Below are 25,507 nucleotides of genomic sequence, written 5' to 3' on the forward strand. Positions count from 1 at the left end.
CTCCTAACCTAACCTCAAGAAAAAAGCAGGCATTGCCTGCGACGTGAAAATTATACCACACATTTATAGGCGATGCAAAATAAGCGACAGGTTACTAAAAAAGAAAAATTTCGGATGATTAAGATTTTTCCCTGAATTCCAGCTGCCGTTCAAAACAATATTTAATCAGTTTTTGGCGCTCCTGATCAGCAATTTTCTCATATTTCAGCATAATGAGTCTGCGGCCGTTTTCCATCTGCTGAATACGTACAATTTCAGATTGGAACGGAACATGCTCTTGAGTTCCGTTTTTATAAGGGACCAAAATCCAGCAAGATAATGATTCTCCTTCTTCAAGATGATGAGCTCCCTGGGTCTGAAAAGAAACGCCTCCGCCTCCCACATCATGTGTCTCTGCTACAAATCTGGACTCGTTCTCACCATGCTTTACCGCAATTTCCAAGTTGGCCTTAACCCGAAGAAAGTTTCGGCGCTGAATTTTGCTGATGCTGTCTGGAGCAGGTTTGTGGATGCGAACCATCCGGAGGATATCCTCTTTAAAACCCGTAACGTGGGTATTGAAATAATTTTTAATCCCACCCTCGCTCATAAAAAATATAGACAGCTCTTCCCCTAGAAACAATTTTTTCAAGTGTCCACTTGTTTGTGACATAGGAATTTCAATTAGAAAGTTCTGTGACTCCTCTTCCGCAATACGAGACTTAAATTCAAAAATCTCGTCCTTATGGTCAGTACCAGCCACTTGTATGTATAACACATCATTAATTTTGGGAAACAAATGATCCACCATCCTTGTCCATTAAAAGCTCTAATTAAGGTATATAATACCACGACTTTATGCCTATATTAAGCATTATATTTGTTCGAGCTATGACTAAAGCACAAAAAACCTCCTTCATGAAGGAGGTTTAGAGTGACTATTGATTCATTTTCATGTAATCAACTACGCATTACTTGCAGTAACCTGAGGTTCATCTGAATCTTTAACCTCTTCAATCGTTTCTTCCATCCCTGTATTGGCGTTAATGTATATCCGGTAAACGGAACCATTGATTTTACCACCAAATTCATAACACAGAACTTCATTCGAAAGTTCATTTTCAATTAAGGCTTTACGGTGGTAAGTTTCACGAAACTCAGGATTCAATTTTGCTCGTGCTGCATTCAAATTCAATTTCGCTTGCGGAATGCGGCGGAGATGACTATGCTCATACACATAATCACTGGATTGAAAACCGATCACTTGTCCGTTATCAAGGCCTGATCTGACTGTGATTTTTTCTGGATAGATAATCACGTCCCCTTGTTGGCTCGCAAATGTAATGTTAGCTAAATTCCCGCTTTCATCATATGCAACTGGCTTCATTCCTTTGTAACCTTTTTGTTCAAGGTATTCACTAGCATAGCGAATCGCTTCATTACGTGTTGCTTTTTTAGGACCTACTGCCCTCATGTCATGATAAGAAATAAGCTTGCCGCCTTTTTTCGTGAAATCCATACTGGCCACGGGTTGCTTCTTATTTAGCAGGGTAGCTGTATAAGATGCCCATTCCGTTCCTTTACCGTTTTCGTTCACACGAATCTGACTTTCCGGTTTTCCTGTAAATTCAGCGGCATTTCGTTTAATTTGTTCTGCATTCACTGCCGGAAGACTCAATTTTTTCACAGAGCGTTTATCATAGATGCTGGCTACAGACGGTCCCCAATCCAGCTCCTTGTAGTTTTCCACCTTTTTGTCCACGGTTTTAAAGCCATCAATAATGGTATTGTCCTTCGGCCCAGTTTGAGAACCTGCCGCCATATCTACATCCATCCATCGCAAATTTTTGCTAAGGACCTTTTGCTGCACTTCCTGCATGTTTTTCGAAATTTCTTTGGAATTGTTATATAACGTTTTCAGGTTCGAAATTTCTTTCTCATTTAAAGGCTCGTGATCCAGATCACGAACAGCGGTCTGATACGAAAATGCAGATAGATGTGACAGCAAATCCTTGGCATGATTAAAAGGCATTACATTGAGAGGCAACTGATTAACCTCATTTTGGGCCTCACTTGCAATTCTCCACACGTTCATCAAACATTTGCGGTGCATCGAGTGTGAAGTGTTATGGACAGCAACCGCGTTACCGAGTTGAGAATGCAGCTGATCCATATGAAACGACAAATCGTGAAACGCACGCTGGTATTGATTTTCCGCTTTAATCGACATGTTATCTGCCTGAAGAGACACCTCTTTTCTCATCTGGCTTTGCTGATAACCCCACACAAATGCTCCTATCATCATCAGGGTAACCACCGGGAACAATACGGCACTAAGTCGCTTATACATATTGGGAGTCTCCTTTCTTCAAGTACACTACCGATAGTGTGACAAGAAGAAAGCTCTCTTATGCATGCTTTTCCATGACTTCAACAATAAACTCACAGTTATCGCAAATGCAGCGTTTAAAGCCGGTCTGAATCTGTCCTTGCTCTATGCGTCCTCTTAGCACAAAGCGTTCCCCGCATCTTTTACAATGAATTCTTACTTTTATGCGCAAAAAAAGACACCTCTTTCTCTAACAGGTTTGTCAGATCAGTGTGTCCCATTTCGTTACATATTAACCTTTTCTTCCCGCTTTAACAAGCGAAAAGGAGAACGGTTATTGGCTCGACTAATCTTCGCCATTCCCCCATACCATAGAAATGCCATCAGTGGAATGATAAACCAGATCCAGTCATGCGAAAATTTCGTCAAAATCAAATCGTATACTCCGTGCCAGAACCATGGAAGCACCAATGACAGCAACAACATGTATTTGCTCCTCAAGCCCTTTGAAAACTTGGCCTTCCCCATGTAGTAGCCCATCATTACGCCAAACATCGCATGACCGGATACCGGTAGCAATGATCGCATCAGCATCATGCTAATCGAAGCATGCCCCGCCCAGGCATATAACAGATTTTCAACCGTTGCAAATCCGAGTGAGACTGCGGCTGCATACAAAATACCATCATAAGGCTCGTCGAACTCGGTATGATTATAGATGATGTGATACAACAGAAACCATTTAAAAAACTCTTCCACTCCGGCTGAAATGCCGAATACCTGGATTAACGTGTGATCCCCTAGCCAAAGCAGCAGCCCGCGTTGAAAAATCATGACAGGAAGAACCACCAAAAAGCCGAGCAAAAACACTTTAATAACCATGTGCAGTGGCTCCGAATCATACCTGTCCTTCAAGTAAAAATACATCAATAAGGCGAGACCCGGCGCTGTGGCTGCCGCTAAAACCGAAAACAGAAGCACCGATCATCATCCCTCCATAAAAATGAGTCGGCCCTGCTTTCAGCGCAGAGCCGACAAATTCACTTCGATATCACTTTCAATAGAACGAATCAAGAACGGCTGTCAAAATGAGTGCAGATGACAGCAACTGCCTGTTCAGGAATGACCAGCTTGCCGTACTCTTCCAACATAGCTGGTGTAACGGATGAGCCTTCTCCAAATTCAGCAAGAACCGCGATTAAAGCCGCAAGCTTGGACTCCTCTACTTCTTCTGGTTCCAAATGCAGAATCCATTTTCCTCTATAATGATACAGCTTACCTGCTTCCGTAGTGTTGCTACGAAGCATATGAGCCGCTTCTATGAGAACTTCGAAATCGCTAAACGCGTAAACGATGGAATCGCTATGCTCCAGCGTGACTTCCATTTCGTAGACTTCTTCTGGAAGCTCCTCATCGGGACCCGAACCATACTGTTGATGGTCATATTTTCCCCGGGTGACGATAACAACCATTCCTTGAGCAGGAAGCGCAAAGACTTCGACAGCTAACGGTCCCGTGGCGTCGAAGCCCAGTTCACTGTATGCCTGATCCATCATTTCGGTAAACAGCTCATGAACTCTTGGAATTTCTTGCCACATATCGTCTTTTTGAATACCGCGTTCGCTCAAATCGTCAAAGGTAAGGAAAATCCGTATCTTGTCCTGACTTAATCTTTCTATTTTCATACTGGACCCTCCTCCTGGCAGCCGAGTGTTATTAACAGATTATGATGCAATTATGATGCCTGTGATGAAAATGGTTCTATGTAATCATGTTATCATTTTATAATCGTAAATGCACGCAATAAAAAGATAAAAAAAAGAATCATTTGAACGGCTTTTACAAAAAAGCCGCAAAATGATTCGGAATAAAGGTTTCTGGGTTACAATCCCGGTACGGCTGTATGAGTTTCTTTCAAAATTTGCTCGACCTCACGTTTAACATCGGGACTTGTGCTGATGAAGTCTTTAATCAACTTCATATTCTCTTCTTTGTTCTTGGCAGTATGGGCGTTATGAGCGGTTTTATCTGTTTGTAAATGATGGTCTTGATCCTTATGGGTGTCTTCTTTATTGAGCGTTATCTCGCCCATTCCGGGGAATGCCGCGTCCATCATTTTAGTACGGGCTTTCTGCACTAAATTGCCGCCTTTTTTTCCACCCATGTCCATAGATAAGCCCAACATGTTGCGGTTGCGGGAGATCAAAGAGCTTGCGACAGCGCCCAAGACGATTCCCAGGAAAAATGAAGATGTTTTCACAATTAGAACCTCCCTTTGTGGTAGAATCAAGCATAGTGTTCGTCAGTAGTGACAAACTCATACGGTATAAAATACAGGAAGGTGAGATGAAATAATGGGTACAAAAACAGCAGCCATTTTGTTCACCGCATGTCTGCTGCTTAGTGCTTGCACTGCAACCAAGCCGGAATCTGCGGCAACAAGCAACCAGCAGGATTCGGCAGCGTCTGACTCAAGTAACAGCGCTAAAGATCAGAGCAACGTCTCTTCCCCAAAAAGCAGCAGTAAGCAAGCAGGCAGTGATGATCATAACTCAGCGGGTAAAACCAATGCACAAAATGATAAAACCAGCGAAAGCAACGAAACAGGAGCTGCGACATCTGCAACATCTGCAACTACCAATAACAAAATGTATCACTTGGATAAAGCCTACAATGTAATCCCTAACCAACAAGGTACCGAAAAAAAAGTCGTGTTACTGACCTTTGATGATGGTCCTAAGGAAGCAGCCATGATTAACAAAATCATAGATGTACTGGACAAACACAAAGCGAAAGCAATTTTCTTCGTAAACGGTTACCGTGTAAAAGAGCATCCTGAGTTGCTCAAGCTTATCCATGACCGTGGGCAGCCCATCGGCAACCATAGCTGGGATCACATCGTGCTGAAGAATAAATCTGAGCCCGAGGTCAAAAAACAGATTGAAACAGTACAAAAAGCTGTTAAGGACATTACAGGGCAAGCCCCTGTATTCTTCCGTCCCCCTCATGGTGCAGGCGGAGACGTAGGTCGCAAGGTCGCTAAGGAAAACGGTCTCCTATACATGACATGGTCCGTCGGTTCTCTGGACTGGACAATGAAAAAGAATCAGCCTAATAAAACGGAGGCACTCCTCAAAAACGTAACAGAACAACTCCATCCAGGCAGCAATATTTTGATGCATGAACTGCCATGGACAGCTGAGGCTCTGGACAGTCTATTGACACGCCTTGAGCAAAAGGGTTACCAATTTGTCGATCCGCAAGGCATTGAGGTTCCTGCCAGCTAATAGACACTTGCGTATACTCCGGATTAACTATAGATGATGCAATAAAGGCCTCCATTCTCCGCTATTCATGCGGAGATGGAGGCCTTTACCGTATCATTACGCGCCTTGACCTAAGCACAGACGTCCATAATAACTTTATATTACCAAAGCATTTCACTGATGGGTGGTGCACCCTTGATGCCCCACCACAGTAACGCTGCAGTAATCAGCACAAAAAGAGTGCTCAAAAAATTTAAAAACCACTTGCTTACCCGAATACGGCGGGACGGAAACATTTCCGCCCGCGTTCGGTACTCACTGGCAGGAGTGTCATCCTCCATCGTCACAGCAACTTCTGGTGCAGCGGCAACGTGAGCCAATTCTGGCACGGGCCGTGAAGCACGGGAGCGAACTGGTTTAGATTTTGACCTGTCCTCCTCCTTGCCTTTGCGACCATTTCGACGGCTACCATAGGTCTGCACTCTGCTAAGTTCCTGATTCATTCTTCATACCTCCGAAAACGTAACGCTAAACCAGATATAAGGTCAATCACAAAATGACAAATGATCGGTGCCCACAGACTACCAGTCTGCACATATATGTAGCCCAATCCATAACTGCTAAGAAAAACCCAGCCAGTGGGAATCCAATGCCGTAAATATCGGATATGAATCACCGCAAACAAAATGCTTGTCCAATAAGGACCAAAGCTGTACTGAATCGCACCTCTGAACAAGAGTTCCTCACAGATGGAGACGATAGCTGCTATACAAATAATATGCCAAACCGGACGATTTTGAAACAGCATTTGGTTAATACCACCGTCTTCCATAGCATCCTCAGGCATAATCCGGGATAGCAACAGATCCACAAGTAACATAGCGGCGGCCAATCCCAATCCCCACCATAAGACGTGCAGAGTGTTCGGCAATGCAAATAGTTCTAACACATTTCTTTTCTGAAAAATAATCCAGATTGCGCCAATCAGCAGGGTCAGCCCCTGAGTTAGATACAAATTGTAAAGCAGCAAGCGGTCATTCAATTCATGAATTTGCGCTCTTTTCCATTTCACTTTAAGCTTTTTCATAGTTAGTTAGTCCTCTGCATAGTCTTCTTTAGCATCATAGCCAAAAAGTCGGGCGGATTCAAGAAGACTTAAATCTTAATTTTCCGCATTCTGTAGCTATATATCTAGCCGGCTATCCACACATGTCGCATGTCCTATTGACATGCCCATGTAAGCCATGATACATTATGAAAAAATTATTAGCGACAACAACAATGATGGAGAAAAGGTATTGATTTCGTCCTCAGAGAACCGGTGCTTGGGTGGAAGCCGGTGACGAAGTAACTACTTTCAGCGCTCCTGAGTTATTGCACCGAGGTCTGGGGAATATTTCCCGGCATTAGATGCAATCGGCAGAAAACCGTTATCCTTTCGGTCATTTTATGACCGCTGAAGGCAGTCCATTGCGAAATGGCTGCGAATTAGGGTGGTACCACGATAACTCTCGTCCCTTACTATGGAGATAGTATGTGATTCGGGAGTTTTTTTGATGCCCGAAAACCGCAAAGTGTCTCCGCATAAGACTTTTGGTCGTTAGTTTGGTGCATAATGCTATTCCATCCCTTTTCTGCGTCAATGCGTTATCACACTAGTATTTCACACCGCTCTCCTGTACTTTTAGAAGCATTTCAAGTTTTTTCATGTTCTTTATGGAATGTATTTCAGTTTGAAGTACATCCTGTCCATAAAAGAAGTTAACTTTGAGGAGGAAACCAAATGTTTAAAGTGTTAGTATCCGATCCGATCAGTGACCTGGGCATCCAGCAACTGATGGATGCAGACGATGTCACGGTGGACAAGAACACAGGTCTCAGCGAGGATGAATTGGTTCAAATTATTGGTGATTATGACGCGTTACTCGTTCGAAGCCAAACTCGGGTAACCGAACGAATCATGACGGCAGGTAAGAACCTCAAGGTTGTAGGGCGAGCTGGGGTCGGAGTGGACAATATCGACCTTGAAGCAGCAACACAGCGCGGGATTATCGTTATTAACGCTCCTGACGGCAACACGATTACGACATGTGAGCACACTTTTGCGATGATGATGGCTCTAGCACGTCATATTCCACAGGCGTATGCCAAAACCATTGGCGGTACATGGGATCGTAAAACATTCCTCGGTGTCGAACTGCGTAACAAAACACTTGGAGTCCTCGGCATGGGACGTATCGGCAGTGAGGTGGCTAAACGTGCCAAAGCATTTGGCATGAGCATCCTCGGCTATGATCCATTTCTAACGGAAGAACGCGCTGAGAAGCTGGGCATTAAGCTGGCGAGCGTGGACGAAATTATCCGCAACGCAGATTTTATGACCGTACACACACCATTAACACCGGAAACGAAACATATGATTGCTCGTCCACAGTTTGAAGTGATGAAAAAAGGAATGCGCATCATCAACTGTGCCCGGGGCGGAGTTATCGATGAAATGGCTCTTGTTGAAGCCATTGATGAAGGTATCGTTGCCGGTGCAGCCTTTGACGTATTCGAGTCAGAGCCGCCAGCACAGGATCACCCATTCCTGAGTCATCCGAAAATTATCGTCACACCACATCTGGGTGCCTCAACTGTCGAAGCTCAGGAGAATGTAGCTATCGATGTGTCCGAGCAAGTGCTGCATATTTTGCGTGATGAGCCTTTTAAAAATGCGGTCAACATGCCTCCAGTACCATCCAACGTCATGACGCAATTGCAGCCATATTTCTCGCTTGGAGAGAAGCTGGGCAGCTTTGCCGCTCAGATCACGAATCAGGCTGTACGTGAAATTCAGGTAGATTACGCTGGTGATTTGTCCTCTGTGGATACACAGCCGCTGACACGTTATATTTTGAAAGGTGTACTTAGCCGTCATCTGGGCAGCGATGTGAACATTGTAAACTCTGTACATCTGGCCAAAACACGTGACATCCATCTTGTCGTGTCTCAGGCGCCCGCCACCAAGGGATTTACCAACCTGATTACCGTTACACTCAAAACCCAGAGCGGCGAAGAGCAACGTGTATCTGGCACCCTGCTGGCAGGCTATGGCGAACGTATTGTTCGGTTGAACCAGTTCCCAGTAGATGTGGCACCGGAAGCTCATTTCCTGCTCATCTCCCACAATGATAAACCAGGCATTATCGGTCGTGTCGGCACCTTGCTTGGGGAGAACGGCGTCAATATCGCTTCCATGCAAGTAGGGCGTAAAATTGTCGGCGGAGAAGCCATCATGATCTTGACCGTCGATAAAGCCGTGCCTAAAGATGTGCTGGTTCAACTCGTTGGTTTGCCAGAACTAAATACTGCCCAAGAAGTAGTGCTAGATTAGTTCCAGACAGTATTGAGAAGTCCAAGGTTTATAATAAAGAGAGGCGCCTGGCTACCCAGGCGTCTTTTTCTTATACCGTTATCTATCATGAGAGCAATTATCTTGAAACAGGATGTTCCACGTTGAACAAGATAAATGTTGATTTTTCAACAAAAAGCACCCTCTTCCGAGGATGCCTGCAAACCGGGGTATATCAGTTGGGGCTTATAAGCCTGTTACAGACCCAGCTTTGTTTTGTTGGAGATCGGCAGCAAAATAGTAAATTCCGTCCCTTCCCCCAATGCGCTGGCAGCAGAGACAGAGCCTCCGTGAGCCTCTACAATATTCTTGACAATAGCAAGCCCCAAACCAGTCCCTTTATCCTCACCACGTACTCTGGCCTTATCTGCCTTGTAGAAGCGGTCGAAAATATAAGGTAGATCCTCGCTGGCAATGCCTACACCTTCATCCTTAATCCGAATACGGATTAACTCATGCCGTTCTCCCAAAATTCGATCCGCCGCAATAGTAACCTTTTTCCCGCCGGGTGTATGTCTGAATGCATTATCCAGCAAATTGGTCAATACCTGCTCCAGTCGGTCTTCATCTGCCTCAGGCAGCAGCAAACGTTGGCCTTGCTCATGGTAATCGAGTGTCAGTCCCTGTTCCTTCGAACGTACCGTAAATTTACGATGAACACGCTCGATCAGCTCATTCACATCCACTTCCTGTCGGTGCATGTCTGTATGACCAGCCTCCATTCGGGCCAGATCAAGCAGATCTTTGACTAATCTTCCCATGCGTAATGATTCATCATGGATGACCTGTACCAGCTCCTCGGATTCTTCAGGTGAACCCGCCATACCATCCAGCAACGCCTCGCTGTAGCCCTGCATCATAGATAAAGGTGTACGGATTTCATGAGAGACGTTGGCCACAAAATCACTCCGCATCTTCTCAAGCTTCACTTCTTCCGTAATATCTCTAAGCACAGCTACTGCACCGCGGATTGCATTATCCGTATACAGAGGCGCCATCTGCACCGACCAGGAGCCCTTCTTGACATGGATATAGTCTCCGACATCCTCTCCCCTGTCCATAACGGTATGGAACAGAGACTGCAAAGGCTCAGGTACAGAAGCTCCAAACTCCTCCAGATCACGCTCCTGCCACTCCAGCTTTTTCCAGATATCCAACAGACTTTGTGCCGGCGGATTCGTCAAGATGATTTGTCCGCTTCTGTCGAAGGTGATTACTGCATCAGACATGCTTCGCAGTACACTGGATAAATGGTTTTTTTCCTCATTCAGACTGCGGATCGTTGCTTCCAGTTCCGTAGACATATGATTAAAAGTTTTCGCCAGTTCTCCAATTTCATCACTGGTCACCAGCGAAAGCCGAGTATCATACCTTCCCTCACGAATCGCATTCGCCGCCTGAATCAACAGCTGCATAGGCTGTGTGATTTTAGTAAAAAGGAATAGGGCAAAAAAGGTCGTCAATAAAAATCCGACAATGCATGTATAGGTGAACAAATGCTTGATTTCCGTCGATTCATACGCCGCAAAATTTCTGTTGATGTACGGCAATAAAAAAAGCCCTAGAAAAATAAGCACAGAGCCTACAAGACAAATGATGGTGATCCACAGCTTGCCTACCAGCGATCTCCAGAAGTTCACGTTATTTTGGAACCTCCAGCTTATAACCTACGCCCCACACGGTCGTAATCATAGCCGCTGCCTCTGGCGATACCTTATTCAGCTTTTCACGAAGCCGTTTCACATGCGTATCCACAGTGCGCAGATCACCAAAAAATTCGTAATTCCAAACGTCTTTCAGCAGTTCTTCGCGCGAGAAGACTTTATCTGGTGACACCGCCAAATAATGCAACAGCTCGTACTCTTTAGGCGTGAGACTGATTTCAATCCCACCCGCAGTTACCCGGTGCGCATCATGCTCAATGATAAGATTCGGAAAAACAATACTATTGCTTGGTACCGCCTCTTTCGTTAAAAAGGCAGTTTCCGACGAACGGCGTAAAATTGCCTTCACCCGGTAAATGACTTCTCGCGGGCTAAAGGGCTTAACCACATAATCATCGGCTCCGACTTCAAAGCCTTGTACACGGTTCACTTCCTCGCCTTTGGCAGTCAGCATAATCACAGGTGTAGCTTTGGTCTGACGCAGCCGTGTACATACCTCAATTCCATCCATCCCCGGAAGCATTACATCGAGCAAAATAATGCTGTAATCGCTTGCAGTCGCTTTTTGGAGGGCAATCTCACCATCCTCAGCTTCGTCAATTACATATCCTTCTTTTTCCAGATACATCCGCAGAAGGCGGCGAATGCGTTCTTCATCGTCTACAATTAATATGCGGTTGCTTTGTTCTGACATATTCCCAGCCCCTTCGCTAAAAAAAGCATTCTCTCTATTTTACTATTTTCCTGTGCTTGGTCAAACTTTACTCTCATCCAACAGTCTCTTTACACCAAAAAGGCCGGGGTTATGACCCCCGTCCTGTCCGTTTCTTTTTCGTGTTGTCTGATTTGGCAAGTTGAATGAGACGGTTGATTTCGTCCTTAGTTAGGGGTCTGGTCAGACCGCGCTTCAAGTTTTGTAGCAAAAGATCTCCGAAGGCAATCCGCTTGAGTCTGATGACTGGGTGTGAAATGGCCTCAAACATCCGTCTTACCTGGCGATTTCTGCCTTCATAAATGGTAATCTGGATCACAGACTCCTTACCATTCGGATCTACATCTTTATATTCTACCTCGGCTGGTGCAGTAATGCCATCTTCCAGCACGATTCCTTTTTTCAGCTTGTCCAGCTCAGTACCATGCGGAACGCCTTTGACTGTTGCCACATATGTCTTGGGCACATGATGCTTGGGATGAGTGAGCAGATTGGCGAACTCGCCATCATTGGTAAGCAACAGCAGTCCTTCGGTGTCGTAATCGAGACGTCCTACCGGATATACGCGTTCCTTAACGCCTTTCAGATAGTCTGACACAATTTTACGGCCTTCCGGATCGGAAGCACTCGTAATAACTCCTTTAGGTTTGTTCATCATCAGATAGATTTTTTTCTCGGTTTTGATCGGGCGTCCCTTTACCGTAATCATATCTTGATCAGGGTCTGCCTTCGTTCCCAGTTCAGTTACGACAACCCCGTTCACTTCCACGCTGCCCGCCTGAATAAGCTCCTCACATTTACGTCTGGAAGCTACACCAGCTTGGGCCAATATTTTCTGCAATCTTTCCATGTTCGCTAATTCACCTCATGCTAATGATACCCATCCATGAGCAAAATCACAACCCCCGTTCAAAAAACGATACAGAAATTAAAATATAAGCAGGCAAATCGCAATGGCTGCCACAAAACCAACCACATCTGAAAATAGTCCTACCTTCAAAGCATACCGTCCATTGCGGATACCTACCGCACCAAAATATACAGTTAGCACATACAGCGTCGTGTCTGTGCTGCCCTGAATCGTTGAAGCGATCCGACCGATCATGGAATCCGGGCCATAGGTGCGAATTAGATCCGTCGTAAACGCAAGTGAACCAGTGCCCGTCAATGGACGAAGCAAGCCTAAAGGCAATACCTCACCGGGGACGCCCCAGTGCTTAATCCATGGCGTTACCCAGGAGATCAAATAGTCCAAAGCGCCGGATGCTCGAAAAATGCTAATCGCCACCATCATGCCTACGAGATGAGGAATAATGCTGATGGCGGTAGAAAAGCCGTCTTTAGCTCCATCCACAAAAGAATCGTAGACAGGCACCTTTTTGGCATATGCATATAAAGGAATAAAAGCGAGAATAACCGGGATAGCCCAAGTTGATACGAGGTTAATAAAATAAAGCATGCCTCCCTCATCCTTTCCAAGTGGTGTCCCTGCCCTTGGCAGCCTTGATTCCCGTTCGCGGAACGGCAGGTGAAGATACGGACGACGTTGTTGAAGAGGCAGCAGATGTTGATGCTGGTGAGGTGAGTGGCGCCAAGGATGTCTGGGACGGCGGAATCGCTGGAGGACGGCGGCGCAATTCTCGACTACGGTACCAACGGTCCGCCGCAATTGCGGCAAAGGTGGCTATTGCGGTCGCTACCAGTGTTGTACCAACGATTTCTGCCGGATGTGCGGAATGAAAATTAAGCCGTATCGCGATCAACGTCGTAGGAATAAGCGTAATACTGGCTGTATTCAGGGCGAGCAGCGTACACATGGCTGGTGTGGCGGTTTGCTTATCTGGATTGAGCGTCTGCAACTCTTGCATCGCCTTGATTCCCATCGGTGTGGCTGCATTCCCCAGACCCAGCAGATTGGCGCTCATATTGGACAAAATGTAACCCATAGCGGGATGATTACGCGGAACATCAGGGAAGAGAAAGGCAACCAAAGGAGAAAGCAGCTTGGATATTTTCTGTAAGAGCCCGCCATCTTCAGCCAGCCTCATCATGCCCATCCAAAACACCAGCACACTTATCAGTCCAAAGCACACTGTAACCCCCGTAGTTGCCCCGTCAAAAGCCGCTTTCGTCACCACCTCAATATTTCCCTGCGCGGCAGCAAATACAAATCCAATACAAATCAAAGCCACCCATATGAGATGAATCATGGCTGATTCCTCCTTTACCCAATGATGTGACACGTGCAGCTCTATTTCCTGCTTGCCCTAGGCTCCAAACAAATTTTTAAGAATTTCGTTCCATCTGCTCGTCCAACCTCGTTGCTGAGTATTGTTCGCAGGATCTTGTGCAGTTGGAGCCTCCTGCTGTGGCCGTACGGTACTTTGAGCTGGCAGCTTACTCCCTTTTTCATACACAGGAACGGAACCAATAAGTTCACCATCCAATAGGAATTCGACCCGTCCTCGTAAGCCAAAAGATATGTCCGCTCTGTCTGTAGAGGCGGAATTTTTATACAACACTAGTCTTTTGTGCAACTGGGTCTTCTCACTATCATGTAAAGGATATGCAAAGCTTGTACCTGTTAATAGTGGGTAACCATCGATAGGTTGCTGCTTGTCCGTAATCGGAATGAGCGGATAATATCGAAATCCGTAATCAAGCATACGGGCATGATCGTTCCAATCGTCCCCGTCATTCAAGGTAACAGCAGCGAGCTGGCGACCGTCCCGTGTGGCCGAACTGACCAGACAGCGAAACGCTTTTTTGGTAAAGCCTGTTTTCACCCCGTCAGCTCCCTCATACAGCCGCAGCATTTTGTTCTTGTTGTGCCATGAGTAGTCCCAAGAATCGTTGGGATTCGGTGCTTTTTTCAGTTCTGTTTTTACGATACGGGCAAAAGTTGGATTATGCAGCGCATAAGCAGTAAGCCGGGCCATATCATTGGCTGAGGAATAATGTCCCTCGGCATCCAGCCCGTGCGGATTAGCAAAATGTGTATGGCTTAGCCCAAGCTGAACCGCCTTGTCATTCATCAAATGGACAAATCCCTCTTCTGTCCCCCCCACATGCTCAGCAATGGCAGAAGCGGCATCATTACCAGAACGGAGCATTAAGCCGTACAGCATATTTTCCAGCGACATTTGTTCACCCATTTGCAGAAAAAGCGAGGAACCTTCTTTGGCATACGCCGTTGGACTCACCTTTACCCGGTCCTGCAAGCGTCCATGTTCAATGGCCACGATCGCTGTCATAATTTTGGTCAGGCTGGCAATACGTAGCTCCCGGTCACCCTCGGTAGAATAAATGATTCTTCCTGATGTGACATCAATTAAAGAAGCAGCCTGTGCATGGGTTCCTAATGCGGGCGGTGCTGCTTCTGTTTTTATCGCTCCCCGAACGGGCTGCGGACTTAGCAACGTAAGCGGCAATGACGAAATAAGCAGAAGTACCAGCGGCAAAACAAATGCGCGTGCCTTATTCAAGAAATGGCTGTGGTCCGCGTGGATGTGTTGCTTTTTTTTAAACATTTGGATTCCTCCGGTTTTGAGCAAGTCTTGTACCATTCTATGTCCAAGCTGTTCAAAGTATGTCCACCTTTATAACAGAAAATTCCTTTACAGGACAGCCATTAGCTGCTCCTTTTTCGCTTTCTTTCTACACAAACTAAGCAACATCCCTCCCTGAATACATATATATTAGTTACTAAACGTTAAATATGGATCGAGGGGTTATAACATGCAGCGACTACAGTTTGAAATGATTTTAAGATCGCGGATTGTAGAGTCCGCAGAAGCATTACACCGTAGTGGTGTATCCTTTGCCACGTTTTCTACCGCACGTTGCAACCAGCAATTTTGGGATTTAACGGAAAAAGGTGGCTTTCAGATCAAAGCAGGTGTCACACCGGCACAGGGGATCAGAGATATCTTTTTAAACGGACATCAATACGCTTTTGAATGTGCAACAGCTATGGTTATTGTGCTGTACAAAGGAGTGCTGGATTCCATTTTGGAAAGTGAGTTTAATCGGATTTTTGCAGATATGCTGCTGTATGACTGGCACTATGACAGCGACCTCAGGCTCATACAGCAGGAAGGAAGTCATAAAGCGGCTCCTGGCGATATTCTGTATTTCAACAATCCGGATGTGTCGTCTGAAACATTGGAATGGAAAGGAGAAAATGTCGTTAAGCTGAAGGAAGACTTGTTTTATGGACATGGGATTGGCATCTTGCCGGCGAAGGGTATAATCGATTCCCTGAATCAACATCGTCGACCGGAAGCCACGGTATCTGCTTATTTGACGGATGAAGTGATCTATCCGGACTTCATCTACCTATCCCAGTTTGCTGCCGAAGGAAATCGAAAAAATGAAATCTCGCTGCATACTTTGTATCAACAGGAATACAGTCACCATATACATACTGTCATTGGGAGAAGGCAGTATATTCGGGGATAGGGCCAAGTACAAGCAGAAAAGAAGGTATTCCTTAGCCTATACTCGGCTTTGGGATACCTTCCTGAGAGAACGCTTTTAATTTCAATAACTTTTACAAGTAAGCCGGGCCAGAATTACTGTGATCCGTAGCAACATCTACAGGTACCTGTGGGGGTGGAGTCTGCAAGTTGCCGCCTGCGTTCTGGAAGATAGACTGAACCTTATCAATCAGGTATGGCGTGGAGTCAATGAGCTTCTCAATCAGATGCGTTTGATTGTCCAATGGAACGATTTGTGCCCCCTGTTTGCCAACAACCAGAAAAGCAATGGGATGAATAGATACACCACCACCGCTACCGCCTCCAAAAGGATGCCCTTCCTTCCCGCTATGATTACCCGACGCCGAGGAAGTATGAAGTGCCTCTTCGTCTACGTTAAAATCACTTCCTCCGGCAGCGAAACCAAATCCTACCTTACTGATTGGCAAAATAACGGAACCATCGGGTGTTTCCACTGCGTCTCCTACAATCGTATTCACATCTACCATGGCTTTGATGTTTTCCATTGCGGTTTGCATGAGCCCTTGAATCGGGTGATCTGACATGATTTATTCCTCCTCTGCTTATCTCAAGCGTAGACTGCCTTTTCTTTCGCTATTGTGCGCAGGGGTTCAAGGAAATATGTATGTCATTCGATAGTTCAGAAAGGATTGAGTCTCACCTCACTCCACTGTTTAACTTTCACTGGTAGCTTGAGGATCCTCAGTTTTTTTGGAAAAAACCCGTTTCCACGCCTCCGGTCCACCCGGAACGCGCCATATGCGGTAAGCTAACATGAGCATAGAGAAAATCAAATAACCAAGCGACATATTTGCTTCACAGGTCAAGGTGGTAGTAAAACGCAAGCGATCCACCCAATAGGGCACGACAAACAGCTTCGGGATACAGTCCACACGTACAAAGCTGGTAGCAAAACCGATCAAGGTCGTTTTCAATCCCCATAAAATACCGGTTGAGGTAGCTGTATAAGCCGCATCAGCAAGACTTATATTGGTAGACCATTCCATTTTGGACAACGTCACATGCGCCAAGGTATGTCGCAACCATCGATGTAAGGATTTCGTTCCCTTGAGCAAAACCCGTATATCATGTATAAATTGCTTTATTTTTTCTGTATCAATATTTCCGCTATCTACGGAAGCATCCGTTTTATGTATGTTTTTATTGCGGTCAAGCCGATAGAGAAGCCCTTTTTTTAAACCTGTTATGAGAATGGCCGGAATATCGTAATTCATTTTAATCATCCCGTATAGAAATCTGATCTCTAGATGCGCCCGATCATCATTGTCATGTTTGGCAATATCCAGCTTCAATCGAATACGAGAGAGCAGAATAGCCAGCACAAGTAATATAACGACGATGATGGCGATACTGATCCATTTCCACACTGGCGAGTCCTCCCTACCTTTTTGCTATAGATATCATGGCAAAAATAGTATGACCGTTCGCCGGAAAATCATGCATCTTAAAATACCAACAGCCAGCCCCCAACTACGTGAGGACTGGCTGAATGTTTGAGCTTTTACATAAGTGAGCCGCAAGATCCGGAGCAACTTTATTGGGATTCAAGATCCAAATCGTTGGCCGCAGGCTGGCTGTTCTCCAGACGCTCGAACAATAATTGAGTCTCTTCCTCCAAATTGTCCGAATCCTCGAACAACTCCGGTTGCGGTAGATCTGCCAAAGAGCCCAGACCGAAATAATCCAAAAATGATTTCGTCGTTCCGTACAATATTGGCCGTCCGATGGCTTCAGCTCGACCTTTCTCTTCAATGAGCTCCTTGTTGACCAGTGTATGTATGGCCCGCTCGGATTTGACACCCCGAATCTCTTCGATTTCAACTCTTGTAATGGGCTGGCGGTAGGCAACAATGGCCAGCGTCTCCAAAGCAGCTTGAGACAGTGAGGCACGTGCCGGAGAGTATGCGAGCTTTTCAAAGTAAGGTGCATGTTCGGATAAAGTTGCAAGCTGATAATGACCGGCAATACGGACAAGTTGCAAGCCCCTTCCCCCCTGCTCCATGTCCTGCTTCATATCTTCCAAGCACTGTTCAACCAGCTCTTGCTGCTGCTCTACAATGTCGGCGATCTGCTTGGTGGACAACCCTTCCTCTCCTGCGAGAAACAGCAGTCCCTCAATAATTGATTTCAGCTTCAGATAATCCATTAACCCGTAAATCCCCTCTCCACTCCATTACAATATCATCGAAAAGCTTCTCCTGATAACAGAAAATTTGTTTCATTTTCATCAGTTCAAGGATAGCCAAAAAGGTCACAACCACCTCATGCCGATACATATCCTCATGCATCAGCTTGGAGAACAGTAGCCGTCCTCCGTTCCCCAGCATCTCTAACGCCCCGATAACTTGCCGGATACGGTCCTTAACTGAAATTTCGTCTCGATGAACACGGGTTACCGTCGTACGTCGTTCTGCTTTGCGCAAAGCACGCTGAAAGGCCGCGACCAAATCGCTTGCATGCAGCCCATGCACCGGATTTGCGGGTTCAGTGGGCAGGAATGCGCTTAGATCTTCTGGCTCCTTGCCATAAATTAGACTCCGCTCCCACTCACGTTCACTTAGATGGCGAGCAATCCCTTTATATTTACGATACTCCACCAGCTTGCGGACCAGTTCCTCACGTGGATCATAATCCTCTTCCTCATAAAAATCCAAATCGTCATATTCCATCACAGGTGGCTTGGGAAGCAACAATTTACTCTTAATAGATAAGAGCGTCGCCGCCATCACCAGAAACTCGCTCGTAATGTCCAGTTCCAGCTCCTGCATACTGTGCAAAAAAGCCATATACTGATCAGTAATATCGCTAATCGGGATATCCTGAATGTCGATCTCGGCTTTATCAATCAGATGCAACAGTAGATCCAGCGGACCCTCGAATGTTTCCAGCTTGTAGTTTACGACTGTCAATGTGCTTCCCCCTGCCTTACTCCAATCATCATTCAACAATACCTTTCCCTATAGCACTTATGCTCTACGTTATCAATCCCTCTTTCTGTAGTATATACGTCATCGCCTTGCTTAACAATCCAATCCCTTTTCACCTTGCAGTTTATACCGTTCTATTCAGCTATTCCTATAATTAAAATTGCTTGCCGAGATTGGCCATTTCAATCGCAGCCAATGCAGAATCCCAACCTTTATTACCAGCCTTCGTACCTGCTCGTTCAATAGCCTGTTCAATGTTTTCTGTCGTCACTACCCCAAAAATAACAGGCACTCCCGTTTTCAGGCTGCTTGCTGCCACACCCTTGGCCACTTCATTGCAGACGATATCATAATGTGAAGTAGAACCACGGATGACCGTACCCAGCGTAATTACGGCATCATATTTGGCGCTTGCAGCCATTTTTTGTGCAATCAGTGAAATTTCAAATGCACCCGGAACCCAGGCTACATCAATTTCATCTTCCTGCGCACCATGTCGTTGAAGGGCGTCAATTGCGCCGCTTAACAGCTTGCTCGTAATAAACTCATTAAATCTACCCACCACAATACCATATTTTAAACCGTTCGATACGAGATTACCTTCTAGAAAACGTGCCATGTTTAATCAACCTCTCATAGTTTAATTATTTAGGGACTTCGGATAGTACTTCAGATTTACTTGGAACCGAGATGTATTTTTACAATGACAAACGACGACGGTAGTCCACCAAATGCTGAATACTGATCAGTTTCAATTGATGTCGCTTGGCGACCACTGCCAGATCAGGCAGGCGGGCCATTGAGCCATCTTCCTTTATAATTTCGCAAATGACCCCAGCAGGCTTGAAGCCACTGAGTCGGGCCAGATCAACAGCCGCTTCAGTGTGACCAGCACGCTGCAAGACACCACCATCGCGAGCAATCAGCGGGAACATGTGACCAGGCTTGCGTAAATCACTTCCTGTGACTGCTTCGTCTGCCAAGGCGCGTACAGTCAAGGAGCGCTCGGCCGCTGAAATACCCGTTGTTGTCTCCATATGATCTACCGATACCGTAAAGGCAGTACCGTGGAAATCTGTATTTTGCTCTACCATAGGATGCAATTCCAAAGCTTCGGCTCTTTGTCGTGTGATTGGCACACAGACCAACCCACGACCTTCTGTAATCATGAAATTAATGACCTCAGGCGACGCTTTTTCAGCCAAAGCGATAAAATCGCCTTCATTTTCGCGCTGTTCATCATCCACTACAATAACGACTTTACCGTTTTTTAAATCCTCCAACGCTTCTTCGATGGAATCCAAACGAATCTCTTCGTCATGTTCCAACTCGCCATGCTCCATGACGTTTGCCATTGCACTTGTTTGGCTACCTCTATCCATAACACTTTCCTCCTTATGTCTTGTGCCACGAATGCTCCTAAACAGGCTTACCATTCAATATCAGGCAAAGCCGTGTTTCGCCAAATAGTCCAAACTGAGAGGAGCTTTTTCTACTCTCTCCGCCTCCGCTGCACCTCTGTAATTTAAAAGCTGTTCTACATATTTGCCCAAAATATCACATTCGATATTGACGGTATCCCCCTCACGTTTGGCTTGTAAGGCCGTTTCGGATAAAGTGTGGGGAATAATGGATACGGCAAAGGTATCTCCCGTACGCTGTGCGACTGTGAGGCTGATACCATCAATTGTGATTGACCCTTTGAGTAGAATATATTTAAATAATGTTTGATTTTTAGGCTCAACTTCGAACACAACTGCATTCTGGTCTGATGTCACCCCGCGAATCGTTCCCGTCCCGTCCACATGTCCTTGCACGATGTGTCCTCCGAACCTTCCACTCGCCGCCATTGCTCGCTCCAGATTGACTCGGCTGTCGGATCTCAACTCTTTCAGATTAGTGCTGCGAAAGGTTTCCGGCATCACATCAACCTTAAAGTCTTTCGAACCAATCCGTATCGCGGTCAGGCAAACGCCATTCACCGAGACACTGTCTCCTATTTTCAAATCGCCCAACACTACGGAACCCGAAATCCCCAGCACCATCGCTTCACCGCTTTTGGAAATAGTTTGAATGCGACCCACTTCCTCAACTAATCCGGTAAACATGCCTTCACTCCTTTCCACTACATTTCAGTTTATCCCTAATTCATCAGCTATAAGCGCAAAAAACCCCCAGTTCGGATTCAATCCGTCATGGGGGTGATGAGAGTCACATTTGTAGTATACAAGCGCAGTTCATATGCATCTTAAGACGACATGAAATCATAGGTTTGCCAATAGAAAGCATGACTGAGGATACAACCAAATACGCTCAGAACACCCATCAAAAAGAAAGCTTAAGCAAGCTATCGCCCGATGCTGTCCTACAACGAAATAAGCCGTACGCACAATTGGGTATGCTAAAAATCGGCACATGTCACGTCATGCACATGCGCTTCGTATCCTTCTCCCATCCAGACTATACTGTCGGTCCCGGATTTGCACCAGGTCCACCTTCTGCCGATCATTCAGCATCCGGGTCACGGACTAAGCCATGCTGTTTCTCACAAAAACGATCCACAAACATGTCATCACCGCCGGTGGGGAATTTCGCCCCGCCCCGAAGGATCTTGCTCTTATTTAATTGAATTAACATTAAACTTGTTACGTATATTAGCACCGACTTCTAAAAAAAGCAAGTTATCTAATAGAAGCGCCTGCTTTGGTTTTGACGTATTGGCTGGAGAGTTCTTCAAACCAGGTTTTATCATTCATATGAAGCGCCAAGTCAATCAGATCGGCCAGCTCCTCGACTCCCAACTCTGTTGCATGATCAAAGGTAATTACGGCTGAAGCAACAGGTCCCCGCCCTTCCTCAGAACATGCCTCATAATCCAGTCGCACATCAACATGTCCGTCAATAAACTCGCATTTCAGAAAATAAATAATTTCGCACATTAAAATGGGGCGTACCTGTGTTTCTAACACGCAATCCATCACCTTGGCAGAATAGTGCTGGTTCGTCAGCGTGAATTTGTGTTCTGTCGCTGCTAGCGATGCCCGTCCAAAATCGTCCGTAAACTTTAGTTCTACTGGCTTGATGTTCATAACCTTAGGGATCTGCTTCTTTATAATTTCGATTATTTCAACTGTATTCAGCTTAATCATTACCTGCACCTCATTGCATCTTAAAATTCAGAAGAAAACTTTTTAACGTGCCTCTTATAGGCCTCCACTCCTATATCGGAAATCATTACCTGTTTTTTTATGCTTCAACCCATAAACGACAAAAAAGATTCTTTGCGCAATAAGCGCAAAGAATCTTGATCGAACCACTACAGTAACAGCGGCTAACAATGCTAATCGATGATTATGCAAAAAACAGAATTATAGCTCTGAAATTTCATGTTTCTTTTTCAGGGTAGTCCAGCGACGCTCAATCTCCTGCTCAAAGGTAGCCAGCGTAGCCTCTTCCTTGAGAAGATGCTTCGTTTTACCCATCAATTTCAACCATTCTGCAGCTGGAATCCGTTTTCCCTTGTCTTCCGGATTATACGTAATCGTCGTACTGCCTTGCTCTATTTCGTACAAAGGAAAGAAACAGGACTCGACTGCGGCGCCCACAATGCTGGTGCCCAGTCTGTCTTCGGATTTCCAATTCAGCGGGCAGGCGCACAGGATCTTACCATAGGCCGTACCCACGTTGTTCGCATACCATTGAGCTTTGGCTGCTTTACGCAGCATATCCTGCGGATGACTTTCAGCTGCTGTAAAAGCATAAGGAATGTTACAAGCAGCCATGATTTGCACGGTATCCTTGTGATGCCCTTGCTTTCCTTTTTGCATTTTCCCTACACCCGACGTACTGGTCATGTGACCGAGCGGAGTGGAGTACGATTGCTGTGAACCTGTATTCATGTACCCTTCGTTATCATATTCCAACATGATCAGCTTATGATTACGCAGAGCCGCACCAATCGCAGAACCCATACCAATATCCATCCCACCGTCACCACTGATCATGATAAAGGTCGGATCGTCCGACATCTCAATTTCATTGCGGCGCTTCATTTCCATATAAGCTTCCAGCGCTCCCGAAAGTGTAGCGGCCCCGTTTTGAAAAAGATTGTGGATCATCGGTTGTTTGTGTGATGTATATGGATACCCTGTCGTCGTCACATATACGCAGCCTGTCTGGAACAGCACGACAATATCCCCTTCAATACCTTTGAAAAACAGTTCCAGCGCAGACAATGCCCCACATCCTGGGCAAGCCCCGTGACCTGGTGTAAGACGGCGTGGTTTGGTCGTCAACGATCGCAGGGGTGGTACCTTGACTTTGAGCTTCCCGGTCGCCTCGTCCGGCGTAACCTGAATCAGACCCGTACGGTATGCATTGCCACGTGGCGGTTGCATAACTTGCGGCATCACCTTGTCCGGTGAACCCGGATTAATTCCGTAATAATCAAAGGGCTTCTCGGCTCGTCCGGCCTCTGCCGCCTCAATCGCAAGCTGGAAGAACGCCTCTGCATCTTCCGCATAAAAATCCTTGCCGCCCAAGCCAAAGATACGACTCAACACGAGTGTCCGGTTCAGCGGGTCCTCCTGCAAGGCCGCTTTAATTTCATGCGTTAAATTACCGCCGTCTGCCCCATACGAATCTGCACGTTCACCTACCAGCAGCGCCTTGACATCGCGTAATGCTTCCCGCAGTTGTGCAGCTGGGAACGGTCTGATGATATTCGGACGTATCACACCAGCTTTAATCCCGCGCGCGCGGAGTTGATCCGCCACATCCTTGGCCGATTCAGCCGCCGAATTCAACAGGAATACCGCGACCTCAGCATCCTCCATATGATACAGATCCAAAATCGGGTATTCCCGACCGGATAAAGCGGCATATTCTGCTGCTACCTGCTCATATACTCCTTCTGACAGCTTCAGTGCTTCGGATAGCTGAACATGATTATTCGTCAGGTCATCACCGTTCATATGCGCACCCACGGTAACAGGATGATCAAAATCCGTAATATTCGGATAATTCAAGTTCGGGTTAGGACCTACAAAACCGCGCACGGTCTCAGCATCGGCAAAATATTGCACTTTACGTTTTTGATGGGACGTATAAAAACCGTCATATGCGACCATTACAGGCAGCCGAACATCGCTATGCTCTGCGATTTTTAGTGCCATGATGTTCATATCATACACAGCCTGTGGTGTACTTGCCGTCAAAATGACCCAGCCTGTATTCAAACCATAGTACAGGTCCGAATGATCCCCGCGAATATCCAGGGGACCACTAACAGCTCGTGTCACCAGATTCATAACCATTGGAAAACGGGTACCTGACTGAACAGGTAACTGCTCCAGCATGTACAGGAAACCTTGCGAACTAGTGGCGTTCACAACCCTCGCTCCCGCTGCGGCAGCTCCATAACAAATCCCTGCCGATCCGTGTTCTCCGTCTGCTGCAACCAGCTTAATATTATGCTGACCTCTCGTTCTCATCTGATCCAGATACTGCGCTACCTCGGTAGATGGAGTAATCGGGAAATATCCCATCATATGATAATTAATCTGCGCAGCCGCCGTAGCTGCCATTTCATTACCGGATTCGAACGTTGTCACTTGCGCGGCGCCTGTCTGTTTGAGTTCTTCCTCCAGTTTTGCCATTACGCACGCCCTCCTTCATATGCCGGAAATTGGTGGGCAACTCGATTCTGTTCCGCCCATCCCCATTGTTCGCGACGCGAGCTTAATGCCCCCGACGGGCAAATATCTACACATTTCAGACATCCTTTGCAATACTGGTAATCAATTCCTTGCAAAAATGGCATCATTCTTCCGCGTTTGTCTGCTTGCTCTTCCCATACAAAACAGTAATCCGGGCAAATCGAATCACACTTGGCACAATGGGTACATTTATCAGCTTCATATTCAGGCACATACCCCTGACGTGAACCACTAACATCTCTCGTCATGCTGTTTCCCTGAGTTGCAATAACGCCCCCCAGTAGTTGGGTTTCGTATCCCAGCAATGGCTGCGGACGTTCAAAAACCCGATCCTCTGCGTCATCAGTAACTGGATATACGTGCAGTTCCATTTCATCATAACCACGGTTAAACGTACGCAGATTAGGTTCCACTAACAGTGGATTTTTCTTTTCAAAGGTACTGCGAATAACCGATCTCATCGCTTCCGGGTCCAGGAAATCACAGACACGGAACAAGGCACCGAGCATGGACGTATTTAGTTTGGTTCGCTCTTCCAGTGCGATGCCCATCGCATCCACCACCGCTAATGTACCGGATACCAGTCCCAAATCAGCCCGTATTTCTTCTGCTGGACGCGTGGAATTAACCACTACAATCCCATCCGCTGGCAGTCCGCTGATTACATTTACCGTTTTGTATAACGTTTCATGGAAAATGCCTACCACATGCGGTTGCTCAATCGGACTGTGATCCCGAATATCGACCTCCGGCTCACAGAAGCGGACGAAGCTTTTAACCGGAGTTCCCTTTTTTTCCGAACCGTAGGACGAAAAATTTGAAGCATTCAGCCCCAGACCAAGCACCCCGGTTTCGGCCAACATTTTGCCAGCCAGATTAGCGCCGAGTCCACCAATGGATTCCAGCCGGATTTCAAAAAATCCGAGTCGATTTGTGCGCGTTAAAATAGACAATGTGATAAGCCCCCTTCTTTTCCAATCCTTACTGAGTTTGAATACT

The 25,507-nt window shown here is 46.1% G+C and carries 26 protein-coding genes, 1 riboswitch and 1 other annotated feature; of the genes, 3 read left to right on the forward strand and 23 right to left on the reverse strand.

Going from position 1 to position 25,507, the window contains the following annotated elements; translation table 11 throughout:
• Window positions 1-118: 118 nt before the first annotated feature.
• From MKY24_RS15535 to MKY24_RS15555, 5 genes are all read right to left on the reverse strand, one after another.
• Entirely contained in the window at window positions 119-778 is a 660-nt protein-coding gene (locus MKY24_RS15535) for a flagellar brake domain-containing protein (protein WP_023989188.1), read from the reverse strand.
• A 165-nt stretch (window positions 779-943) separates the two neighbouring features.
• Window positions 944-2,329, reverse strand: a complete 1,386-nt coding sequence (gene ypeB / locus MKY24_RS15540; RefSeq protein WP_023989189.1) for a germination protein YpeB — start codon at window positions 2,327-2,329, stop codon at window positions 944-946.
• Between the two features lie 264 nt (window positions 2,330-2,593).
• On the reverse strand, window positions 2,594-3,289 hold the full coding sequence (prsW, locus tag MKY24_RS15545) for a glutamic-type intramembrane protease PrsW (protein WP_023989190.1): 696 nt from the start codon (window positions 3,287-3,289) through the stop codon (window positions 2,594-2,596).
• An 89-nt stretch (window positions 3,290-3,378) separates the two neighbouring features.
• Window positions 3,379-3,993, reverse strand: coding sequence for a genetic competence negative regulator (locus MKY24_RS15550; RefSeq protein WP_013310751.1), 615 nt, complete (start codon window positions 3,991-3,993; stop codon window positions 3,379-3,381).
• A 197-nt stretch (window positions 3,994-4,190) separates the two neighbouring features.
• Window positions 4,191-4,568 (reverse strand): hypothetical protein, encoded by a 378-nt coding sequence (locus tag MKY24_RS15555; protein WP_023989191.1) that lies wholly within the window; start codon window positions 4,566-4,568, stop codon window positions 4,191-4,193.
• A gap of 94 nt (window positions 4,569-4,662) precedes the next feature.
• On the opposite strand from MKY24_RS15555, the gene MKY24_RS15560 reads away from it, so the two are divergent.
• Complete coding sequence (locus tag MKY24_RS15560; RefSeq protein WP_264453632.1) at window positions 4,663-5,595, forward strand: polysaccharide deacetylase family protein; 933 nt, start codon at window positions 4,663-4,665, stop codon at window positions 5,593-5,595.
• Between the two features lie 140 nt (window positions 5,596-5,735).
• Here the strand turns inward: MKY24_RS15560 and MKY24_RS15565 are convergent, their stop codons facing one another.
• A complete protein-coding gene (locus MKY24_RS15565) occupies window positions 5,736-6,077 on the reverse strand; it encodes a hypothetical protein (protein ID WP_025723058.1) in 342 nt (113 codons plus the stop codon).
• Window positions 6,074-6,661, reverse strand: coding sequence for a type II CAAX endopeptidase family protein (locus MKY24_RS15570; RefSeq protein ID WP_339200294.1), 588 nt, complete (start codon window positions 6,659-6,661; stop codon window positions 6,074-6,076). Before MKY24_RS15570 ends, MKY24_RS15565 begins: the two co-directional genes overlap by 4 nt.
• A gap of 185 nt (window positions 6,662-6,846) precedes the next feature.
• Window positions 6,847-7,096 (forward strand) — a binding site (T-box leader).
• A 261-nt stretch (window positions 7,097-7,357) separates the two neighbouring features.
• On the opposite strand from MKY24_RS15570, the gene serA reads away from it, so the two are divergent.
• The gene (serA, locus tag MKY24_RS15575; protein ID WP_028540623.1) at window positions 7,358-8,950 is read left to right on the forward strand and encodes a phosphoglycerate dehydrogenase; all 1,593 of its coding nucleotides are present in this window, start codon (window positions 7,358-7,360) and stop codon (window positions 8,948-8,950) included.
• Window positions 8,951-9,165: 215 nt separating this feature from the next.
• Here serA and MKY24_RS15580 read toward each other — a convergent pair whose 3' ends face one another.
• The 6 genes from MKY24_RS15580 to MKY24_RS15605 form a co-directional block, all read right to left on the reverse strand.
• Window positions 9,166-10,608, reverse strand: coding sequence for an ATP-binding protein (locus tag MKY24_RS15580; protein ID WP_023989196.1), 1,443 nt, complete (start codon window positions 10,606-10,608; stop codon window positions 9,166-9,168).
• A gap of 1 nt (window position 10,609) precedes the next feature.
• Window positions 10,610-11,326: a response regulator transcription factor gene (locus MKY24_RS15585; protein ID WP_013310758.1), complete on the reverse strand. Its 717-nt coding sequence runs from the start codon at window positions 11,324-11,326 to the stop codon at window positions 10,610-10,612.
• Between the two features lie 109 nt (window positions 11,327-11,435).
• Complete coding sequence (locus MKY24_RS15590; RefSeq protein WP_023989197.1) at window positions 11,436-12,194, reverse strand: pseudouridine synthase; 759 nt, start codon at window positions 12,192-12,194, stop codon at window positions 11,436-11,438.
• 78 nt (window positions 12,195-12,272) lie between these two features.
• A complete protein-coding gene (locus MKY24_RS15595; protein ID WP_023989198.1) occupies window positions 12,273-12,803 on the reverse strand; it encodes a spore maturation protein in 531 nt (176 codons plus the stop codon).
• Between the two features lie 7 nt (window positions 12,804-12,810).
• Window positions 12,811-13,554, reverse strand: coding sequence for a nucleoside recognition domain-containing protein (locus MKY24_RS15600; RefSeq protein WP_023989199.1), 744 nt, complete (start codon window positions 13,552-13,554; stop codon window positions 12,811-12,813).
• Between the two features lie 57 nt (window positions 13,555-13,611).
• On the reverse strand, window positions 13,612-14,874 hold the full coding sequence (locus MKY24_RS15605; RefSeq protein WP_069079977.1) for a D-alanyl-D-alanine carboxypeptidase family protein: 1,263 nt from the start codon (window positions 14,872-14,874) through the stop codon (window positions 13,612-13,614).
• Between the two features lie 208 nt (window positions 14,875-15,082).
• On the opposite strand from MKY24_RS15605, the gene MKY24_RS15610 reads away from it, so the two are divergent.
• The gene (locus MKY24_RS15610) at window positions 15,083-15,805 is read left to right on the forward strand and encodes a protein-glutamine gamma-glutamyltransferase (protein WP_023989201.1); all 723 of its coding nucleotides are present in this window, start codon (window positions 15,083-15,085) and stop codon (window positions 15,803-15,805) included.
• 91 nt (window positions 15,806-15,896) lie between these two features.
• Here the strand turns inward: MKY24_RS15610 and ytfJ are convergent, their stop codons facing one another.
• From ytfJ to MKY24_RS15660, 10 genes are all read right to left on the reverse strand, one after another.
• On the reverse strand, window positions 15,897-16,388 hold the full coding sequence (gene ytfJ, locus MKY24_RS15615; RefSeq protein ID WP_023989202.1) for a GerW family sporulation protein: 492 nt from the start codon (window positions 16,386-16,388) through the stop codon (window positions 15,897-15,899).
• 129 nt (window positions 16,389-16,517) lie between these two features.
• Complete coding sequence (locus tag MKY24_RS15620) at window positions 16,518-17,231, reverse strand: DUF2953 domain-containing protein (protein WP_069079978.1); 714 nt, start codon at window positions 17,229-17,231, stop codon at window positions 16,518-16,520.
• Window positions 17,232-17,398: 167 nt separating this feature from the next.
• A complete protein-coding gene (gene scpB / locus MKY24_RS15625; RefSeq protein ID WP_069079979.1) occupies window positions 17,399-18,010 on the reverse strand; it encodes an SMC-Scp complex subunit ScpB in 612 nt (203 codons plus the stop codon).
• Window positions 17,979-18,773, reverse strand: a complete 795-nt coding sequence (locus tag MKY24_RS15630) for a segregation/condensation protein A (RefSeq protein WP_034095057.1) — start codon at window positions 18,771-18,773, stop codon at window positions 17,979-17,981. Before MKY24_RS15630 ends, scpB begins: the two co-directional genes overlap by 32 nt.
• A gap of 172 nt (window positions 18,774-18,945) precedes the next feature.
• On the reverse strand, window positions 18,946-19,410 hold the full coding sequence (gene ribE, locus MKY24_RS15635; RefSeq protein WP_209942716.1) for a 6,7-dimethyl-8-ribityllumazine synthase: 465 nt from the start codon (window positions 19,408-19,410) through the stop codon (window positions 18,946-18,948).
• Between the two features lie 79 nt (window positions 19,411-19,489).
• Window positions 19,490-20,173, reverse strand: a complete 684-nt coding sequence (gene ribB, locus MKY24_RS15640; RefSeq protein WP_339200295.1) for a 3,4-dihydroxy-2-butanone-4-phosphate synthase — start codon at window positions 20,171-20,173, stop codon at window positions 19,490-19,492.
• Between the two features lie 60 nt (window positions 20,174-20,233).
• Window positions 20,234-20,899, reverse strand: a complete 666-nt coding sequence (gene ribE, locus MKY24_RS15645; protein WP_028540619.1) for a riboflavin synthase — start codon at window positions 20,897-20,899, stop codon at window positions 20,234-20,236.
• Between the two features lie 331 nt (window positions 20,900-21,230).
• Window positions 21,231-21,404, reverse strand: a riboswitch (FMN riboswitch).
• A gap of 68 nt (window positions 21,405-21,472) precedes the next feature.
• Complete coding sequence (locus MKY24_RS15650) at window positions 21,473-21,940, reverse strand: IDEAL domain-containing protein (protein ID WP_013310772.1); 468 nt, start codon at window positions 21,938-21,940, stop codon at window positions 21,473-21,475.
• Window positions 21,941-22,159: 219 nt separating this feature from the next.
• A complete protein-coding gene (locus tag MKY24_RS15655; RefSeq protein ID WP_028540618.1) occupies window positions 22,160-24,448 on the reverse strand; it encodes a thiamine pyrophosphate-dependent enzyme in 2,289 nt (762 codons plus the stop codon).
• Entirely contained in the window at window positions 24,448-25,461 is a 1,014-nt protein-coding gene (locus MKY24_RS15660; RefSeq protein ID WP_023989209.1) for a 2-oxoacid:acceptor oxidoreductase family protein, read from the reverse strand. The genes MKY24_RS15655 and MKY24_RS15660 overlap by 1 nt, the downstream gene beginning before the upstream one ends.
• Window positions 25,462-25,507: the final 46 nt, after the last annotated feature.

The sequence above is a fragment of the Paenibacillus sp. FSL P2-0322 genome (assembly GCF_037975315.1).
Classification (GTDB): domain Bacteria; phylum Bacillota; class Bacilli; order Paenibacillales; family Paenibacillaceae; genus Paenibacillus; species Paenibacillus polymyxa_B.

What these genes read in the sequence shown, in the direction of transcription:
- ypeB (WP_023989189.1), bottom strand. Translation starts at nt 2,329, where the DNA reads ATGTATAAGCGACTTAGTGCCGTATTGTTCCCGGTGGTTACCCTGATG.
- MKY24_RS15550 (WP_013310751.1), bottom strand. Translation starts at nt 3,993, where the DNA reads ATGAAAATAGAAAGATTAAGTCAGGACAAGATACGGATTTTCCTTACC.
- MKY24_RS15560 (WP_264453632.1), top strand. Translation starts at nt 4,663, where the DNA reads ATGGGTACAAAAACAGCAGCCATTTTGTTCACCGCATGTCTGCTGCTT.
- MKY24_RS15565 (WP_025723058.1), bottom strand. Translation starts at nt 6,077, where the DNA reads ATGAATCAGGAACTTAGCAGAGTGCAGACCTATGGTAGCCGTCGAAAT.
- MKY24_RS15570 (WP_339200294.1), bottom strand. Translation starts at nt 6,661, where the DNA reads ATGAAAAAGCTTAAAGTGAAATGGAAAAGAGCGCAAATTCATGAATTG.
- serA (WP_028540623.1), top strand. Translation starts at nt 7,358, where the DNA reads ATGTTTAAAGTGTTAGTATCCGATCCGATCAGTGACCTGGGCATCCAG.
- MKY24_RS15585 (WP_013310758.1), bottom strand. Translation starts at nt 11,326, where the DNA reads ATGTCAGAACAAAGCAACCGCATATTAATTGTAGACGATGAAGAACGC.
- MKY24_RS15590 (WP_023989197.1), bottom strand. Translation starts at nt 12,194, where the DNA reads ATGGAAAGATTGCAGAAAATATTGGCCCAAGCTGGTGTAGCTTCCAGA.
- MKY24_RS15595 (WP_023989198.1), bottom strand. Translation starts at nt 12,803, where the DNA reads ATGCTTTATTTTATTAACCTCGTATCAACTTGGGCTATCCCGGTTATT.
- MKY24_RS15600 (WP_023989199.1), bottom strand. Translation starts at nt 13,554, where the DNA reads ATGATTCATCTCATATGGGTGGCTTTGATTTGTATTGGATTTGTATTT.
- MKY24_RS15605 (WP_069079977.1), bottom strand. Translation starts at nt 14,874, where the DNA reads ATGTTTAAAAAAAAGCAACACATCCACGCGGACCACAGCCATTTCTTG.
- MKY24_RS15610 (WP_023989201.1), top strand. Translation starts at nt 15,083, where the DNA reads ATGCAGCGACTACAGTTTGAAATGATTTTAAGATCGCGGATTGTAGAG.
- ytfJ (WP_023989202.1), bottom strand. Translation starts at nt 16,388, where the DNA reads ATGTCAGATCACCCGATTCAAGGGCTCATGCAAACCGCAATGGAAAAC.
- scpB (WP_069079979.1), bottom strand. Translation starts at nt 18,010, where the DNA reads ATGGATTATCTGAAGCTGAAATCAATTATTGAGGGACTGCTGTTTCTC.
- ribE (WP_209942716.1), bottom strand. Translation starts at nt 19,410, where the DNA reads ATGGCACGTTTTCTAGAAGGTAATCTCGTATCGAACGGTTTAAAATAT.
- ribB (WP_339200295.1), bottom strand. Translation starts at nt 20,173, where the DNA reads ATGGATAGAGGTAGCCAAACAAGTGCAATGGCAAACGTCATGGAGCAT.
- ribE (WP_028540619.1), bottom strand. Translation starts at nt 20,899, where the DNA reads ATGTTTACCGGATTAGTTGAGGAAGTGGGTCGCATTCAAACTATTTCC.
- MKY24_RS15650 (WP_013310772.1), bottom strand. Translation starts at nt 21,940, where the DNA reads ATGATTAAGCTGAATACAGTTGAAATAATCGAAATTATAAAGAAGCAG.
- MKY24_RS15655 (WP_028540618.1), bottom strand. Translation starts at nt 24,448, where the DNA reads ATGGCAAAACTGGAGGAAGAACTCAAACAGACAGGCGCCGCGCAAGTG.